We start from the raw sequence: 18,501 nt of genomic DNA on the forward strand, positions 1-18,501 counted from the left end.
TATATGAGAAGATAGATTGAGAAGCGCTTTGATTTGATTCTGTTGCCAACCAATCCGAATTAGTTTTAATTTAGAGATCTCTCAACTAAGTAATTTAGGAGATTAGAGTCCATGACATTAGATGTATTTTCCAAGGTTGTTTCCCAAGCTGACGCTAGAGGCGAATTCCTCAGCACCGAACAACTAGATGCTTTAACAGCAGTTGTAGCTTCTGGTAGCAAGCGTTTAGATACCGTTAACCGGATTACAAGCAACGCTAAAGACATTGTTACTGACGCTGCTCGTGCCTTGTTTGAAGAACAGCCCAACTTGATTGCTCCTGGCGGCAACGCTTACACCAACCGTCGTATGGCTGCTTGCCTACGCGACATGGAAATCATCTTACGCTATGTAACCTATGCAGCATTAGCAGGTGATGCTAGTGTTCTTGATGACCGTTGCTTAAACGGTTTACGTGAAACATACCAAGCTTTGGGTACTCCTGGTGCTTCTGTAGCAGTTGGTGTTGGCAAAATGAAAGAAGCAGCGATCGCTAAAATTAATGATCCTAACGGGATCACCAAAGGTGATTGCAGTTCTTTGGTTTCTGAAGTTGCTAGCTACTTTGACCGCGCTGCGGCTGCTGTTGCCTAACAATTTCTTACAAATCAAATTAGCTCGAACCTAAATTGAGCTTTTCCCAACAAAACAAGCAAGAAACAATCTAGGAGATTTTCACCAATGAAAACACCAATTACCGAAGCAATCGCATCTGCTGATACCCAAGGACGCTTTTTAAGCAACACCGAATTACAAGCAGTTAACGGCCGTTTTGTTCGTGCTGCTGCCAGCATGGAAGCTGCTCGTGGTTTGACAGCTAACGCTCAAAAATTAATTGATGGTGCTACCAGCGCCGTATACAGCAAATTCCCTTACACCACCTCTACACCAGGCGCTCAATTTGCATCTGACAGCCGTGGTAAAGCTAAATGCGCTCGTGACGTTGGTCACTACCTACGCATCATCACCTATAGCCTAGTTGCTGGTGGAACAGGTCCTTTGGATGAGTTCTTAATTGCTGGTTTGTCTGAAATCAACGGCGCGTTTGATTTATCTCCTAGCTGGTACGTAGAAGCTTTGAAATCAATCAAAGCCAGCCACGGTCTAAGCGGTCAAGCTGCTAACGAAGCTAACACCTATATTGACTATGCAATCAACGCTCTCAGCTAGATAGCGTCATGCCCGGAGAGGGATATAATTGTTAGATGGAGTTACCCCTAAGGGGGTTCGCCAGTCGTTCATGGGGAGTCACTGCGTAAGTTGGAAAATATTCTAACTATAAATTAAGTGGCGTTAAAATCTCCAAGATCATTCTGGTTCACCTAGCAATTGGATCTAGCTCCGGGCATCGTTTTATCTCCAGATAACTGAAGTTGTTAATCAGAGCGTGAAAATCACTTTTTCAGGTGGTTTTGGATTGAAATGAAAACAATAAAGGAGAAAAAACATGGCAATTACAGCAGCAGCATCAAGACTGGGGACAGAGCCTTTTAGCGACGCACGCCGAGTTGAACTGCGCCCCAACGCCAGCCGAGAAGAAGTCGAATCAGTAATTCGTGCTGTTTATCGGCACGTTTTAGGAAATGACTATATATTGGCATCAGATCGCTTGATTGGTGCAGAGTCACTTTTACGCGATGGTAACTTAAGCGTGCGCGAGTTTGTTCGCAGCGTTGCTAAATCGGAACTCTACAAAGCTAAATTCTTTTACAACAGTTTCCAAACTCGGTTAATTGAACTCAACTATAAACACTTGTTGGGTCGCGCACCATACAATGAGTCAGAAGTAACTTACCACTTAGACTTATATATTAACCAAGGTTACGACGCGGAAATTGACTCCTACATTGATTCTGAAGAATATCAAAACAGCTTTGGGGAAAGTGTAGTTCCCTACTATCGCGGTTTTGATTTTCAATCAGGACAAAGTGCAGCCGGTTTTACGCGGATGTTCCGTTTATACCGTGGTTATGCCAACAGCGACACTGCTCAAGTCGAAGGTGATAAATCTCGTTTAGCGCGGGAATTAGCGAGTAATAAGACTTCCTCAGTTGTTGGACCCTCTGGTAGTAACAATAATTGGGGTTTCCGTGTATCTGCGGATGACGCTCCTAAGCAAAACTTAGGTAATGCCGTAGGACAATCAGATCGCACTTACCGAGTTGAAGTTACAGGCATTCGCAATCCAGGATACCCCAGCGTGCGCCGCAGCAGCACAGTATTCATTGTACCTTACGAGCGCCTTTTAGACAAAATGCAGCAAATTCATAAAGTTGGCGGCAAAATTGTCAGCGTAATTTCCACGTAAGATCCGGTGCTGTTCACCGACAAAACACATCACAGGAGATAGAGAATGTTCGGTCAAACCACACTTGGCGCTGGTAGCGTTTCTTCATCTGCAAGCCGCGTATTTCGTTACGAAGTTGTTGGCTTAAAGCAAAACCAAGAAACCGACAAAAATAAATTCGACATTCGCCGCAGTGGTAGCGTATTTATTACCGTACCCTATAACCGCATGAATGAAGAAATGCAGCGGATTAGCCGTCTCGGTGGCAGAATCGTCAAAATTGAATCTTTGACCGTAGCAGAATAAGCAGAAAGCCCTGGCAATGATAGAAACCAGTGGAGAAGAATATTCTGCCCAGAATGCACCACCTCTGACACCAGAGATAGCGTTCGCCGAAAGCGTGCGGAACGCAATCGCTAACCTGCAATCATCAGATTTAAGTCTCCGCTATTATGCTGCTTGGTGGTTGGGTAAGTTCCGAGTCAGTCAGCCAGAAGCCATAGACGCACTCATTACAGCGTTAGAGGACGAAGCCGACAGAACAGAACTAGGAGGTTATCCCTTACGGCGGAATGCCGCGAGGGCGCTTGGTAAACTAGGCAACTTAAAAGCCGTACCAGGTTTGATTAAGTGCTTAGAATGTGCTGATTTTTATGTCCGCGAAGCCGCAGCCCAATCTTTGGCAATGCTTCGCGCTCAAACAGCATTACCAGCACTGATAAAACTGCTAGATGGGGGAGTTGACCAGGCTGTACAAGTACCAGGACTACCCCACCTTACCCAACCCTATACAGCAGTATTAGAAGCCTTGGGAGCTATGGGTGCAACTGAGGCTATTTCCCTTGTTCAGCCTTTTCTCAATCATCCAGTTCCCCGATTGCAATGCTCCGCAGCTAGAGCCATGTACCAACTGACACAAGACTCTGCTTATGGCGAGTTATTAGTGAAAACCTTGGTAACAGGTGATTTAAAGATGCGTCGCGTTGTGTTAGGGGACTTGGGGGCAATCGGGTATTTGCCAGCAGCAGCAGCGATCGCCTCTGCTCAAGTGGAAAATAGCTTCAAACTTATTGCTTTAAAAGGATTATTAGAGTATCAACTGCCAGAACAGTCTGATACTTTTGGTATTTCTGAGCAAGCTATCCAAGTCATGAATTTGATGGATTCACTATTATAGTCAGTAGTCAATTGTCAATTGTCAGTTGCAAAACTACTGACCACTGACAACTGACAACTGACCACTGACAACTGAAAAATGGATGAACTAATTCGGGCTGTCACCGTAGCAGAAACACCATCTCAACTGGTGACAGCGGTTAAAAATCTGGCAGCAGCCAAAGATCCATCGGCAATTCCCGCCTTAATTGCCGTCTTTGGTTATAACAATCCAGAGGCGGCAATAGTTGCAGCAGCAGCATTGACAGAGTTGGGACAAATAGCAGTTCCACAACTGCTAGAACAAATTGATGATTATAACTATGGCGCACGGGCTTATTCGATTCGCACAATAGCTGCGATCGCAGATCCCCGTGCTTTGGATATTCTCATCTCTACAGCAAAAACTGACTTTGCCCCCAGTGTCCGCCGGGCTGCGATTAAAGGACTAGGAAACTTACATTGGCATCAGTTAGAAATTTCTGAAGCAGAAACAGCCATCAACCGAGTCCTAGAGGCACTTCTGTTAATCTGCGAAGATACAGACTGGTCAATTCGTTATGCTGCTGTTGTTGGTTTACAAGCTTTAGCAAAAGTAGCCATAGTACAACCGCCTATTTTGGCTAAATTTCAATTAATGCTGACTAACGAAACTGAAAAAGCCGTTCGCGCTCGCGTTCAGTTGGCCTATAGCCAGTAAACAGATTTATATACCATATAACAAGGTAAAAGTAAAGATGTCAATACCATTACTAGAATATTCGCCCAAAACGCAAAACCAGCGAGTAGACGGCTACGAAGTCCCCAACGAAGACACCCCAACCATTTATCGTTTAGATCGTGCCACCTCAGATCAAGATATTGATGCCATCATCTGGGCTGCATATCGGCAAATTTTCAGCGAACACCTGATTTTAGCCAGCTATCGGCAAAACTTTTTAGAATCACAACTGCGAAATCGGGCGATTACCCTGCGTGATTTTATCCGGGGTTTGGGAAAATCAGACGTTTACCGCACCCAAGTAGCAGAGACAAACACCAACTATCGTTTAGTTGATATCACCTTAAAACGCTTCTTAGGCCGGGCTGCTTATAACAAAGCCGAAGAAATCGCTTGGTCAATTGTCATTGCTACCAAAGGGTTACACGGTTTTATAGATGCTTTGTTGGAATCCGTTGAGTATATAGATAACTTTGGTGATGACATTGTACCTTTCCAACGTCGTCGTTTTGGCGATCGCCCCTTTAACCTAGCTAACCCCCGTTATGGTGCTGACTGGCGCGATACTCAAAACATCCGTGGATTGGCAGGTCGTTCCTACTACAGCATCCGTACCAGCGGAGAACTGACTACAGCAGATATCCGTCGTGCCATTCCCGCCAACTTCTTCATCATGGCTGGGTCTATTATTACTGACGAATGCAACTACCAACGCAGTTTGGCCACCGCCCAATCTTACGTTAGTAGCGGCGACATCCCTGATACCAGCAGAGATAACCAAGAACAACCCACCGTTAAACCTGTAGCAGTTTCCTTACCTTATCGTTACATTCCGGCGATCGCCAAAAATTAGTTATTGGTAATGGGTGATTGGTGATTGGTGATTGGTGATTGGGAAACACCTATTCCCTGTTCCCTGTTCCCTATTCCCTGTTCCCTGTTCCCTGTTCCCTGTTCCCTGTTCCCTAACAATTAACAAACATGACAATACCTCTACTAGAATACAAACCCAGTTCTCAAAACCAGCGCGTTTCTGGTTATGAAGTCCCCAACGAAGATACACCCACAATTTACCGCATCGAAGACTATGCCTTTGGTGGAGAAGTAGAAGAACTAATTTGGGCTGCTTATCGGCAACTTTTTAGCGAACACGTGATTCTCAAATTCTACCGCCAAGGTAATTTAGAATCCCAAGTAAAAAATAAAGCCATTACCGTCCGCGATTTTATCCGGGGTTTAGCTAAATCTGAAGCTTTCCAAAGTTTAGTAATTCAAAGTAATTCCAACTACAGATTAGTAGAAATTGGACTAAAACGGTTATTAGGTCGCGCACCTTACAACAAAGAAGAAGAAATTGCTTGGTCAATTGTCATTGCTACCAAAGGTTGGGGTGGTTTTGTTGATGCTTTGTTAGATTCTGAAGAATATCAAAGCAACTTTGGCGAAAATATCGTTCCTTACCAAAGACGGCGTTATAAAGATCGTCCCTTTAATTTGGTAACACCACGATACAGTGATTACTGGCGCGACCAACTAGAAGATGCTCGTTATAAATGGGGCGACATCAAAAACTTTTTGGATATGGCAAATTCCATTAATATTAGAACAGTGACCTACACACCAGTTAGCACTGCCAATATCCAAATTCCTAACACGACCAAGGAAACAACACCAGCAGGTATTCCCGTTTCCATCAGTCCTAGTGCTAGTTTTCCCTTGTAATAAATAGTTTTTTAACTAGCTGGGGAATCTCGGTTGAAAATCTTAAGTTTGTATTTTTTTAAGGATTTTGATTTTAGTTAGTTTACTAAAAATAACGACATTTTAAGATGCCAACTTTACCAAAAGGCAGGTTCTTGAAAATGGCAATTCCTTTACTTCAATACAAACCGACAACTCAAAACCAAAGAGTTAGCAGCTTCGGTACAGCAGATATTAACGAAGACACTCCTTATATCTACCGAATTGAAGATGCTAACTCACCCGGCGAAATTGAACAACTAATTTGGTCCGCCTATCGCCAAATCTTCAACGAACAGGAGATCCTCAAATTTAACCGCCAAATTACCTTAGAAACCCAACTCAAAAATAGGTCAATTACGGTTAAAGACTTCATTCGCGGTTTGGCGAAATCAGAACGATTTTATCAGCTAGTTGTGACACCAAATAACAACTATCGGCTAGTAGAAATGTTCCTGAAAAGGATCTTGGGTCGTTCTCCCTACAATGATCAAGAAAAAATTGCTTGGTCAATACAAATTGCTACTCTGGGTTGGGGAAAATTTGTGGATGTGCTGATTGATAGTAGCGAGTACGAAGAAGCCTTTGGCGAGTACACCGTACCCTATCAACGCAAAAGAATGACCACAGACCGCCCTATTAGCTTTACCCCTCGTTATGGTGCTGATTATCGTGACCGAGCAGGTATTGTCCAAAAAAGGCGGTATATTCCTCAGTGGAGTGGGTCTTTGTCACCCGAATTTAGTCAAAATGTTGATTGGGGGGCCCTGTCTGCTGTATTACTAGTAATAACCGCAGGCATTACCTTCTTATTTATCCTCAATTGGTTAGGAATTAGTTCTATCTATTAACCAAATAGGGGAAAATAACTAGGAAATAAAGATGAATGAGGAATTTGAGTAATCAACCCTTATTCATCTTTCACCGCTAAATTTTTGTTTAATTTGATAATAAAAGGAAAAAAACAACATGGCATTGCCATTACTTCAATACAATCCAAGCAGTCAAAATCACCGTGTGGGTAGCTTTGGCGCTGCTGACAAAAATGAAGATACACCTTATATCTATCGTTTAGAAGACGTTAGTTCTTACACTGACATTAGCAGCATCATTTGGGCTGCTTATCGCCAAGTTTTTAGCGAACATGAAATTCTTAAGTTTAACCGTCAAGGTACTTTAGAATCTCAACTGAAAAACGGTTCTTTGTCAGTTCGTGACTTTATCCGTGGTTTAGCTAAATCTGAAGCTTTCTATCGTTTAGTTGTCTCCGTTAACAACAACTACCGTTTAGTAGACATCACCCTCAAACGCTTATTGGGTCGTTGTGCTTACAATAAAAAAGAAGAAATTGCTTGGTCAATTGTCATTGGTACAAAAGGTTTTAGCGGTTTTGTTGATGCTTTAGTAGACAGCGCAGAATACACCGAAAACTTCGGTGAAAATACTGTACCTTACCAACGTAAGCGTTTCGTAGATCGTCCCTTTAACTTAGTAACTCCCCGTTACGGTGCAGACTTCCAAGAAACAGCAGGTACAGTCAGAACCGACTGGCGCTTTACCTTGGAGAACTTCTACACTGCTAAAGCGAAAGAGAAGCGGATGGTAGAAGGAGATCCTCGGAAGTTTGCAGCTATGGCGGCTTCTGTATCTGGTAAAGGTAACTATGCTCAAAAGCTATCTTCTTTTGACATTGATTACCTCAACGCCGTTCCTTACCGTGGCAAACGCTAGTACCGCTTTTTGGGAATTAAAAATTAATAATTAAAAATTAAAAAAGCAGATTGTACAAGCTGTTTAGGAATTTTTAATTGTTGGTTGACAATTTTGAAAAAATTTCCAGTTTTTAGGGTGTGTTAGGAAGATAATTCTTGACGCACCCTATATTTATTGGTTATTGTATAATTTTGCTGAAAAAATGCACTTACATAAATTTTATCAGCAGTTGCTACACTGTTTATATTCTGCATTAGTGCAAGTCTTCAATACCAATGTTGAACTTGAAGCTAAAGTAGCACAACAAACTGCGGAATTAGAGGCTGTTAATCAACGTTTACAACAAGCGGAAGCAGCAATAGAAGAAAAGGACGCTATATTGCGTAGTTTTTATGATTCTGCACCAATGATGATGGGTGTGGTGGAATTACTAAATAATGATATCCGCCATTTATCTAATAACTCAACTACGGCTAGATTTTTAGAAACGACTTCAGAGAATATCCTCAATAAATCTTGCAGTCAAGCAGGTAGCGATCAAGAAGATATTCGCAAATGGATAGAACATTATCAAGAGAGTCAACGGACTGGTAAATATGTTCGCTTTGAGTATCAGCTAACTGTTAATAGTATTCCTAAATATTTATCGGCTACAGTTAATTATATTGGCAGCGGTAATTATAATTTACCCAGATTTACATATTTTGTTAAGGATGTGAGCGCCCGTTTGGTGGTGGAAGCAGAGCGAGTTTATCTGTCAAATCTTCTGGAAGCTAGTTTAAATGAAATTTACGTTTTTGATGCCAAAACATTAGTTTTTCGGTATGTTAATCAAGGGGCGCTGCAAAACTTAGGTTACTCTTTGGTAGAAATCCAACAAATGACTCCTCTGGATCTAAAAACAGAGATGACAATGGAGAAATTTCAATCTTTAATTACTCCTTTAATAATTGGTGAACAAAAAATTATCCAATTTCAGACTATTCATCAACGTGCAAATGGTAGTTTATATCCTGTGGAAGTTCATCTACAATTGATGAAAAATTTGGGTAAAGAAGTATTTTTAGCTGTCATTTTGGATATTACCCAGCGTCAAGAAACCGAAAAACAAGTCAAATTTCAAGCTCAGTTATTAGCCGAAGTGAGTGATGCAGTAGTGGCAATTGATAGCAACAACCGCATCATTCATTGGAATAGTGCTGCGGAAAAACAGTATGGGATTAAGGCTACGACAGCACTGGGTAAATTAATAAATGAATGTTATGAATATCGTTGGATAAAATCAACAGATGAAGCAGATGCTTTGACAACTTTAAATACTATAGGTTATTGGCAAGGTGAAAATATTCACCGCAAGCAAAATGGAGAAGATATATTTGTTGAATCATCGGTAACTATTCTCAAAGACAAACAGAGTAATAAAATTGGATTACTAAGTGTGATTCGAGATATTAGTGAACGCAGAAAAGCAGAAGCGACTTTACAACAACAATTTCAAAAGATGTTGCTACTGAAGCAAATTACCGATGAAATTCGCCAGAACTTGAAAACACAGGAAATTTTCGACACTGCTGCTTTACAAATTGGCCAGGCTTTTGCAGTGAATCGCTGTCTGATTCATAATTATATTGTAGAACCAGAACCTAATTTACCTTTGGTGGCTGAATATTTAAGTGGTAATTACAAATCAGTAAAAGGAATAGCAATTCCTGTCAGAGATAATCCTTATGTGAAAGCAGTTTTAAAAACAGATCGGGCGATCGCTACACCTGATGTTGATCATGAACCATTATTGCAAAATGTTATTTCTCTGTGTCACCAAGTCCAAATTCAGTCTTTACTAATTATTCAAACTTCTTATCAAGGAAAACCTAATGGGATCATAGGCTTACATTATTGCTGGAAACAAGGGGATATCAAGCCAAAAATTCGGGAATGGACATCTGAGGAAATTGAATTGTTAGAAGCTGTAGCTGCTCAAGTAGGAATTGCGATCGCTCAAGCTACTTTCTTGGAAATAGAAACTTCTAGAAGAGAAGAATTAACACTAAAAAATTCAGCTTTAGAGCAAGCAAAACAACAAGCAGAAACTGCTAACCGAGCTAAGAGTGAATTTCTAGCCAATATGAGTCATGAAATTCGCACACCGATGAATGCTATTCTCGGTTTTGCAGACTTATTGCAATTGGTAGTCATGGAAGATCGTTCCCGTTTTTATGTTGAAGCGATCGCTGCTAGTGGCAGAACTTTACTGAGATTAATTAATGATATTCTTGATCTTTCTAAAATTGAAGCTGGTAAACTGGAACTATATTATGAACCAGTGAATTTGCGATCGCTCATTCAAGAAATTCTCCATATTTTTCAAGCCACAGCAACTGAAAAAAGAATAAACCTTTGTTCCCACATTGCAGAAACAGTCCCTACAGCTATTTATGTTGATGAAATCAGATTGCGCCAAATTTTGTTTAATGTTGTTGGTAATGCGTTGAAATTTACAGACAATGGATATGTAAAAATATCTCTATCGGCTCAAATCTATTATATAGATAATCAAGAAAATATCTGGCTAGAAATTACTGTTGAGGATACAGGAATCGGCATTGATCGAAAACAACAACAAAGTATTTTTGAAGCCTTTATCCAAAGTGATGGACAAAGTAATCGCAAATATGGGGGAACAGGTTTAGGACTCACAATTACACGCAAATTAATTAACATGATGGCGGGAATAGTCACAATTCAAAGTAAATTAGGTGAAGGTAGTATTTTTACGTTTGTTTTTCCTCAACTCAAACCTCATCCTGGGGTCGAGAAAATTACATCCTCTTGTCAAGACGATAATTTTAACAAATTTTCACCTAGTAAAATTTTAGTTGTTGATGATATAGAATCAAATCGAGAATTAATGAAGGGATACTTCCAAGGAACTGACCATTTTCTTTTATTTGCAGAGAATGGAGAGGAAGCAATTAATTTAACTAAACTACATCATCCTGATGTAATTTTACTCGATATTAGAATGCCCAAAATGGATGGAAAACAAGCATTAAAATATCTAAAACAGGATCAAAATACCCAAAATATTCCTATCGTTATTTTGACTGCTTCATCTCAATCAGAAGAGAAATTTGAACTTGAGCAAAGCTGTCAAGGCTTTTTACGTAAACCCATTAATCGTCAACAACTATTTACTGAACTAAAAAAACATTTAAAATTAACTCATGTAGTCCAGCAACAAACAAATCAAGAATCTTTTATTCCTAATAATATCGCCCAAATATCATTAACCTGCCCAATTAATTTACCAGATTTACTGCTGAAATTAGAGGAAGAAGAAAAAGTTTGGTTCACATTACATAGAACCCTGAAAATTCGTGAATTAAGGCAATTTATTCACCGCTTACAAGAATTAGGGAAACATTATGATTGTCAAATTTTATCAGATTATGTTGAGCATCTCAAAACTAATTTAAATACTTTTGATATAGAAAAAATTATGCAGATACTTGATGATTTTCCCTGTGTGCAGAAAACCCTTATTCAAGAATATACTTCTTGAGGAAAATGATGGGCAATTACTCGATTACGTCCCTGATTTTTAGCTTGATAAAGTGCTTCGTCAGCCCGTTGAATCAGGACATCAATATTTGCATCACCTTTTTGATAGCTACCCACACCAATACTAACTGTTATTGCTACTAATTTTCCATCCACAGGAATAGTTATTTGTTCTATATTTTCTCGAATCCGTTCCGCTGTAATTACTGCTGCTTTACTATCAGTTTCTGGTAACAAAGCCACAAATTCCTCCCCTCCAAATCTTCCTAAAACATCCACATTACGTAAGTAATTCATAACAGTTTCTGTCATCACAATTAGCACTTCATCTCCTATAGCGTGTCCATAAGTATCATTAACAGTTTTGAAATGATCGATATCAATCATTAGTACAGATAAAGGACGATTATATCTTCGACAACGTTGAGTTTCTTGTTCTGCTAAATTTAAAAGATAACGACGATTCCAAACTCCTGTTAATGAATCTGTATTAGCCAATCTTTCTAAATTTTTAACTAATTCTTTTTGCTCTTCTAGCATTTTCTTGAGTTGATTTTGTGTATATCTCAACTCTAAATGAGTCCTAACACGAGCTAGAAGTTCATAAGTATTAAATGGCTTGACTATATAATCAACTGCACCTTTATCAAAAGCTTGTAAAATATGCTCTTGTTCGTTACTAGCAGTAATGAAAATAATAGGAATATCTGCTAAAGTTAAGTTAGATTTAATTTGATCACAGACCTCGAAACCATTCATATCTGGCATCATTAAATCCAATAATACTAAATCTGGGCGAACTAATTCCATTCGTTCTAATGCTTGTTTGCCACTAGAAGCTAAAGTAATTTCATAACCTGCTGATTCTAATGCTTCTGACATAATTTGTAAATTTAGTGATACATCATCTACCACTAAAATCAAACAATTCCCAGGATTAAGTTGTGTCATAAAATTTTTAACCTTTTCCTTGCTTGTTGCTATCGTTGTTTAAAAAATGAATTTTCACAGAATAAATAAAAATGATATATTTATATATAACATTTAAAAATAATTTATAACCTTAATGTTTTTGTCTCAATCCCATAAAAGTTGCACCCGTAACTAAAGCCGCAAATTGTCCCCAGTAACTGACATTAGAAAAAGAAAAACTGCCTGAAATATTTAAACTTCCTATTCCATAAAATAACTGCTGTATAAACCACCAAAATAAGTAAAAAATAACTGGTAATTCAACAGGTATGTACAAAATTAATAAAGCCAGAACAGAATATATTTTTGCTTGGGGAAACTTGATGATATATGCACCTAAAATAGATGTAATAGCTCCATTTGCACCAATTATAGGGGTTGTTAAATCTGATAATAAGACAATTTGGACTATCCCACAAAAAAAGCCAGCAGTTAAGTAAAGTAGTAAATATTGTTTATGTCCTAAAATGCCTTCTACTGTTTTTCCAAATACCCATAGAAAAAGCAAATTACCTAAAAATTGACTAAAACTGCCATGGAGAAACAGCGAGACAGGAAGAGAAAGCAAGCGCCAAAATACAACTACCCAAGCCGCAGAATTGTCCAAAAAAGCGTTAGCGATCGCTTGATTGATTTGAGCAGGGATGATACCCAAATTATTAATTAAATACCCTAATTCATTAGTTGTATCTAATTTAATTTCCCAGATAAATATCACTAGGTTAATCCCAATTAACCAATAATTAATAATTGGCTTTTGCCAACTGCGAATATTGTCATCTACAGGAATCATCTTAATTTTAACATTTGGGTTTTCGATTTTTAGCTACTGATGAATATTTTTCCCCATCTCCTCATTTTTATGTGGCAAGATTGTCATAATGTAACATAATAGTCAGATAGGCTAATGAGATGCTAGGAAACACACTTGTAGGCAGATACCAAATTACCAGTTATCTGGGAGGTGGAGGATTTGGAGAAACTTATGTTGCTAATGATACTCAACTACCTGGTTCACCCCAGTGTGTAGTTAAGAAACTCAAGCCTCAGTCTACGGATATTGCTACTTTAGAAATAGCTAGAAGGTTATTTGACACAGAAGCGCAAGTTTTATACAAGTTAGGGATTCACGATCGCATTCCTCAACTTTTAGCTTACTTTGAAGAAAATGCCGAATTCTATCTGGTTCAGGAACTTATTGTTGGTAAGGATCTCAGTCAAGAATTAAAACCTGGGACAATTTTTACTCAAGATCAGGTAATTTCTTTGTTACAAGAAATTTTAGAAATTTTGGACTTTGTACATCAACAAAAGGTAATTCATCGTGATGTCAATCCTCGGAATATTCTCAGACGTGAACAAGATGGTAAGTTAATTTTAATTGATTTTGGTGCAGTCAAACAAATCACGACTCAATTAGTAAATTCTACAGATATTACTAAATCTACGGTTGCGATTGGCACACCAGGTTATACTCCTGGAGAACAAGCACAAGGCACACCAAAATTTAGTAGTGATATCTATGCTTTGGGAATTATTGCTATTCAATCTTTAACCGGATTGTCTCCCGAACAATTAGAGAAAGATGCAGAAACTAATGAAATTATTTGGCAAAATCACGCCAATGTATCTCCAGAATTTGCCCAATTTTTAAATCAAATGGTATGTTATGATTTTCGCCAACGTTATGCTTCAGCTACATTAGCATTACAAGATTTACATAAATTAAATAAAAACACATCGGGAACAATAGTTTTTGCCCCTTCCCATTTACCAAAGCAGATAAAAATCAAAAAAGGAATATTCTGGAAGTTAGTATTAGGAATGTTTGTGCTAGGTATTGGTAGTATAGGATCAATTTATATCATCAATCGTATTAATAATAAGAATGCTACAGAATTATATAATCAGGGAAATACATTGATTCAATTACAACGTTATGAAGAAGCTTTAGCAAATTATGAAAAAGCTGTAGATATTAAACCGAATTATCATCAAGGTTGGTATGGTAAAGGCAAAGCATTATTTCAGTTACAGAAATATCAAGAATCTTTAATAGCCTATGAGAAAGCTATTCAAATTCAACCCAATTATTTAGAAGCTTGGACTAATCGTGGTTTTGTTTTAGTCAGCCTCAAGCGTTATTCAGAAGCACTTGCCGCTTTTGATAAATCTTTACAACTAAAAAATGATAACCCCCAAGTTTGGCAAGTAAAAGGTGATATTTTTATAAAAATTAATCAATATAATAATGCCATTCAAGCTTATGAACAAGCAATTAATTTAGAATCAGAAAATTTTGAATTATGGTACAAAAAAGGGTCAGCTTTACAAAATATTAAACAGTATGAAGAAGCGATCGCCGCCTATAAAAAAACAGTAGAATTAAAACCAGATCATGAATTAGCTTGGTATAACTTGGGTAATTGTTCAGTTAATTTAAATCGTTATGAATATGCTTTACAAGCTTACGATCAAGCCGTGCAGCATAACCCAAATAACTCCGCAGCTTGGTTATCAAGAAGTCATGTATTAATGACATTACGCAGATATCCAGAGGCAGTTGATTCTTTTACTCAAGTAATTAAATATAATCCCCAACAGTATCAAGCTTGGTATAATCGGGGCTGGGCATTACATCAAGTTAAACGTTATCCAGAGGCAATAGAATCTTATAATAAAGCGATCGCGATCAAAGGAAATGATTATTTAGTATGGTATAATTTAGGAAATACCCAATACAAGTTATTAAAATATCAAGAGGCGATCGCCGCCTACAATAAAGCAATCCGCTATAAACCAAATCATGCGGAAAGTTGGTACAGTAGAGGTAATGCTTTGTTAAATTTGCAACAATACCAACAGGCGATCGCTTCCTACGACAAAGCCATAGAATACAAACCAGACTACCAACAAGCTATAGAAGCCCGCACAAAAGCCCAAAATATACCTGGATTTGTCCCCCAACTCTGGCCACAAAAACCGGAGACTTTACCAAAATCCAGATAAAATCTAAAATACAAATCACCAGTTATCTGAGAAAAATCTCAAGTCATTTCCACTTGAGCCAAAATTATGGACGTATTAGAACTAAAACGCGAAATTGAAACATTGTCTAGCCGCCTGGGTAAAACCCAGGACTATCTTTGACGTACCCGCACTCAAAGCCAAAATTCACGACTTAGAACAAATTTCAGCCCAAACAGAATTTTGGGAAGATCAAACCCAGGCACAGAATACCCTGCAAGAACTCAATGATCTAAAATCCCATTTAGATCAGTATTATCAGTGGCATTCCCATTTAGACGATACCAGGGCAGTCGTTGAGTTATTAGAATTAGAAACCGACACAGCACTATTGCAAGAAGCGGAAACTACCATTACCAAACTCAATCATGAGCTTGACCAATGGGAATTACAACAACTACTTTCCGGGCTTTATGATGATCAAGGCGCAGTTCTGACAATTAACGCCGGTGCAGGTGGAACAGACGCGCAAGACTGGGCATTTATGTTGATGCGGATGTATACCCGTTGGGCAGAAGATCATGGTTATAAAGTCACCTTAGCAGAAGAATCAGAAGGTGATGAAGCCGGAATTAAATCTGCTACCTTAGAAATTACCGGACGCTATGCCTATGGTTATTTGCGTTCCGAAATGGGTACTCATAGGTTAGTGCGAATTTCTCCCTTCAATGCGAACGGAAAACGGCAAACCAGCTTTGCTGGAGTCGAAGTCATGCCGCAAATAGATAACACCGTCAAATTAGACATTCCAGAGAAGGATTTAGAAATTACCACCACCCGTTCTGGTGGTAAAGGAGGACAAAACGTGAACAAAGTAGAAACCGCAGTCCGCATTGTTCACCTACCCACCGGTTTAGCAGTTCGTTGTACAGAAGAACGTTCTCAATTGCAAAACAAAGAAAAAGCCCTTGCTCGTCTTAAAGCCAAACTCTTAGTTATTGCTAAAGAACAACGCGCTCAAGAAATTGCCGAAATCCGCGGTGATATGGTTGAAGCCTCTTGGGGTAATCAAATCCGTAACTATGTATTTCACCCCTACCAAATGGTCAAAGACTTACGGACAAACATCGAAACAACAGCCGTTACCGATGTCATGAATGGTGAACTTGATCTGTTCATTCAAGCCTATCTTAGACAAGAAAATCAGCTAGTTGATGTGTAATAGGGGAGATTCCTAAATGGGCGGGGAGACCCCGCCCCTACGGTCAATCCTTCTTCCCATTTCCCCACAACCTGTTACAGTGATAAAAGAGATTATTACGAATTAATTATGGACAAATCTCCTGCCACAGACCCCCAACCCAGCTACGTCAAACTTGCCATGCGGAACATGGTGAGAAAAGGTGGAACTTCCCTCAAACACTTTGCCCTGACTGCTGTAGGACTATTATCTGTCCTCGTGGGTTTGGCATATCTTACCCGCTAAGAGAGGAAAACTTGTGCCTCTACAAGTGGAATTATATTTAGAAAATTGTGTTGACGACTCTTCGCCCATAGCCGTCAATATTAGTGATAATTACCCAATTTCTCCCGAAACTTGGGAAAACTGGTTTCAGCAATGGTTGGAAATTCTTCATACTTATCTGCCAACTGCACCTAGTTATGAAATTAGCTTGCGTTTGACAACCGACACAGAAATTCAAACCCTAAATTCCCAATATCGTCAACAGGATAAACCTACAGATGTATTAGCTTTTGCATCTCTAGAAGCTGATTTTCCACAAAGTGAAGAAATGCTTGCTTCCATGCCTTTGTATCTAGGTGATATTATTGTCTCTCTAGATACAGCACAGCGTCAGGCACAACAGCAAGAACATAGCTTATCTACAGAATTAGCTTGGTTAACAGCCCATGGTTTATTGCATTTGTTAGGTTGGGATCATCCCGATGAAGAGAGTTTGATGCAAATGCTACACCAACAAGTTATCTTACTCAAAGACATAGGTATTATTATTAACTTAGAGTAGCAATAGATGTATATTCATAACTGTAAATCTTGGTAATTACTTTATAGTGTGGCTATGAAAAATAGCCTACAATTACCTGAAAGTTGATTTGGCTATGAAAATCGGTAAATCCTCACTCCTTCATATATCGTATTTTTTTGTCTATGTCCCCAAAAGTTTCGTCATCACCAACCAATAACAGCTTACCAACGCTTGTGTCCAAAGATAGGGAACTTTCTTGGCAAATTGCCTCTAATTTATTTGTTAGTTTTAAGTATGCTTGGGCTGGAATTACCTATGGTTTTCAGACTCAACGTAATTTTCGTATTCATGTAGCCGTCTGCGCCTTGGCTATTGGGTTAAGTGTATTTTTACGTCTAGAAACAGTAGAAATAGCCATAATTGCTATTACTAGCGGGTTAGTTTTGACATTAGAGTTAGTAAATACTGCCATTGAGTCAATTGTAGACTTAACGGTAAAACAGTCTTACCATGAGTTGGCAAAAATCGCTAAAGACTGCGCTGCTGGTGCTGTACTTGTTTCAGCTTTAGTAGCATTATTGGTCGCAGCTACATTATTATTGCCTCCTTTAGCGACTTTAATCCTATCTAGTTTTTAGATAAATGAGGAAATAGGCTGTTGAGTCTTTTTTCTGTTGGATGAGTTCGATGATTACTGTTGAGATTGTGAATAATAGAGACGTTCCGAGGGAACGTCTTTGATATGTTTAAAAAGATTAGGTAAAAATTGTGATATTAGTCATTGATAATTACGATAGCTTTACGTATAATTTAGTGCAGTATTTGGGAGAATTAGCAGCAGATTTTCCAGTTGCCAATGATCTCCAAGTGGTGCGGAATGATAAAATTACTATTGATGAAATTAGGACATTAAACCCTGATGCAGTGGTGATTTCTCCTGGTCCTGGTCGTCCAGACGATGCGGGAATTTCCTTAAATGCGATCGCTCAATTGGGAGATAAACTACCGATTTTAGGGGTGTGTTTAGGACATCAAAGTATAGGTCAGGTTTTCGGTGGTAAAATCGTTTCTGCCCCAGAATTAATGCACGGTAAAACCTCTTTGGTATCTCACACAGGCATAGGAATTTTTCAAGGATTAGAAAATCCTTTGACCGCTACCAGATATCATAGTTTAGTCATTGAGCGCGAAACTTGCCCAGAAGTATTGGAAATCACTGCTTGGGTAGAAGATGGCACAATTATGGGCGTGAGACACAGGAACTATCCTCACATTCAAGGAGTCCAGTTTCATCCAGAGAGTGTTCTTACTTCTTTAGGTAAGGAATTGCTGCGAAATTTTCTGCGAACTTTGTAAAG

Annotated in this window: 19 protein-coding genes; 17 read left to right on the forward strand and 2 right to left on the reverse strand. The window is 38.9% G+C overall.

The genetic code is table 11. From position 1 onward, the window contains the following. The first annotated feature begins 111 nt into the window (after positions 1-111). The 11 genes from FJR04_RS05450 to FJR04_RS05500 all read left to right on the forward strand — a co-directional run bounded on the left by FJR04_RS05450 (position 112) and on the right by FJR04_RS05500 (position 11,217). Positions 112-633, forward strand: a complete 522-nt coding sequence (locus FJR04_RS05450) for a phycocyanin subunit beta (RefSeq protein WP_168492497.1) — start codon at positions 112-114, stop codon at positions 631-633. Positions 634-720: 87 nt separating this feature from the next. Continuing rightward, the gene (gene cpcA / locus FJR04_RS05455; RefSeq protein ID WP_168492498.1) at positions 721-1,209 is read left to right on the forward strand and encodes a phycocyanin subunit alpha; all 489 of its coding nucleotides are present in this window, start codon (positions 721-723) and stop codon (positions 1,207-1,209) included. 277 nt (positions 1,210-1,486) lie between these two features. Then, complete coding sequence (locus FJR04_RS05460) at positions 1,487-2,347, forward strand: phycobilisome linker polypeptide (RefSeq protein WP_168492500.1); 861 nt, start codon at positions 1,487-1,489, stop codon at positions 2,345-2,347. A 45-nt stretch (positions 2,348-2,392) separates the two neighbouring features. Then, on the forward strand, positions 2,393-2,632 hold the full coding sequence (locus tag FJR04_RS05465) for a phycobilisome linker polypeptide (RefSeq protein ID WP_168492502.1): 240 nt from the start codon (positions 2,393-2,395) through the stop codon (positions 2,630-2,632). Positions 2,633-2,648: 16 nt separating this feature from the next. After that, a complete protein-coding gene (locus tag FJR04_RS05470; protein WP_168492504.1) occupies positions 2,649-3,503 on the forward strand; it encodes a HEAT repeat domain-containing protein in 855 nt (284 codons plus the stop codon). 78 nt (positions 3,504-3,581) lie between these two features. Further along, positions 3,582-4,181 (forward strand): HEAT repeat domain-containing protein, encoded by a 600-nt coding sequence (locus FJR04_RS05475; protein ID WP_168492506.1) that lies wholly within the window; start codon positions 3,582-3,584, stop codon positions 4,179-4,181. Positions 4,182-4,218: 37 nt separating this feature from the next. After that, positions 4,219-5,055: a phycobilisome rod-core linker polypeptide gene (locus tag FJR04_RS05480; RefSeq protein WP_168492508.1), complete on the forward strand. Its 837-nt coding sequence runs from the start codon at positions 4,219-4,221 to the stop codon at positions 5,053-5,055. 128 nt (positions 5,056-5,183) lie between these two features. Beyond that, positions 5,184-5,924, forward strand: coding sequence for a phycobilisome rod-core linker polypeptide (locus FJR04_RS05485; protein WP_168492510.1), 741 nt, complete (start codon positions 5,184-5,186; stop codon positions 5,922-5,924). Positions 5,925-6,064: 140 nt separating this feature from the next. After that, on the forward strand, positions 6,065-6,793 hold the full coding sequence (locus FJR04_RS05490; RefSeq protein WP_168492885.1) for a phycobilisome rod-core linker polypeptide: 729 nt from the start codon (positions 6,065-6,067) through the stop codon (positions 6,791-6,793). A 118-nt stretch (positions 6,794-6,911) separates the two neighbouring features. Beyond that, complete coding sequence (locus FJR04_RS05495) at positions 6,912-7,673, forward strand: phycobilisome rod-core linker polypeptide (RefSeq protein WP_168492512.1); 762 nt, start codon at positions 6,912-6,914, stop codon at positions 7,671-7,673. Positions 7,674-7,857: 184 nt separating this feature from the next. After that, the gene (locus FJR04_RS05500; RefSeq protein ID WP_168492514.1) at positions 7,858-11,217 is read left to right on the forward strand and encodes a PAS domain S-box protein; all 3,360 of its coding nucleotides are present in this window, start codon (positions 7,858-7,860) and stop codon (positions 11,215-11,217) included. On the opposite strand, the gene FJR04_RS05505 is transcribed toward FJR04_RS05500, so the two are convergent. Then, on the reverse strand, positions 11,199-12,167 hold the full coding sequence (locus FJR04_RS05505; protein ID WP_168492519.1) for a diguanylate cyclase: 969 nt from the start codon (positions 12,165-12,167) through the stop codon (positions 11,199-11,201). The two genes, FJR04_RS05500 and FJR04_RS05505, sit on opposite strands and share 19 nt — an antisense overlap. Before the next feature lie 112 nt (positions 12,168-12,279). Beyond that, a complete protein-coding gene (locus tag FJR04_RS05510; protein ID WP_168492520.1) occupies positions 12,280-12,981 on the reverse strand; it encodes a rhomboid family intramembrane serine protease in 702 nt (233 codons plus the stop codon). A 119-nt stretch (positions 12,982-13,100) separates the two neighbouring features. Between FJR04_RS05510 and FJR04_RS05515 the strand changes: the two genes are divergently transcribed. The 6 genes from FJR04_RS05515 to FJR04_RS05540 all read left to right on the forward strand — a co-directional run bounded on the left by FJR04_RS05515 (position 13,101) and on the right by FJR04_RS05540 (position 18,499). After that, positions 13,101-15,197, forward strand: a complete 2,097-nt coding sequence (locus tag FJR04_RS05515; protein ID WP_168492522.1) for a serine/threonine-protein kinase — start codon at positions 13,101-13,103, stop codon at positions 15,195-15,197. Positions 15,198-15,263: 66 nt separating this feature from the next. Beyond that, positions 15,264-16,377, forward strand: a protein-coding gene (gene prfB / locus FJR04_RS05520; RefSeq protein WP_168492524.1) for a peptide chain release factor 2 whose coding sequence is annotated in 2 segments (ribosomal slippage) — positions 15,264-15,335 and positions 15,337-16,377 — 1,113 coding nt in all. Because the reading frame shifts where the segments join, the coding sequence is not laid out codon by codon here. A gap of 108 nt (positions 16,378-16,485) precedes the next feature. Beyond that, positions 16,486-16,641, forward strand: a complete 156-nt coding sequence (locus FJR04_RS05525; RefSeq protein ID WP_168492525.1) for a DUF3285 domain-containing protein — start codon at positions 16,486-16,488, stop codon at positions 16,639-16,641. Between the two features lie 13 nt (positions 16,642-16,654). Further along, positions 16,655-17,182 (forward strand): rRNA maturation RNase YbeY, encoded by a 528-nt coding sequence (ybeY, locus tag FJR04_RS05530; protein ID WP_168492527.1) that lies wholly within the window; start codon positions 16,655-16,657, stop codon positions 17,180-17,182. A gap of 143 nt (positions 17,183-17,325) precedes the next feature. Continuing rightward, positions 17,326-17,781 (forward strand): diacylglycerol kinase family protein, encoded by a 456-nt coding sequence (locus FJR04_RS05535; protein ID WP_168492529.1) that lies wholly within the window; start codon positions 17,326-17,328, stop codon positions 17,779-17,781. 130 nt (positions 17,782-17,911) lie between these two features. Then, complete coding sequence (locus FJR04_RS05540; protein WP_168492530.1) at positions 17,912-18,499, forward strand: aminodeoxychorismate/anthranilate synthase component II; 588 nt, start codon at positions 17,912-17,914, stop codon at positions 18,497-18,499. Positions 18,500-18,501 lie beyond the last annotated feature (2 nt).

It is taken from the genome of Anabaena sp. UHCC 0204 (assembly GCF_009711975.1).
In the GTDB taxonomy this organism is placed as follows: domain Bacteria; phylum Cyanobacteriota; class Cyanobacteriia; order Cyanobacteriales; family Nostocaceae; genus Dolichospermum.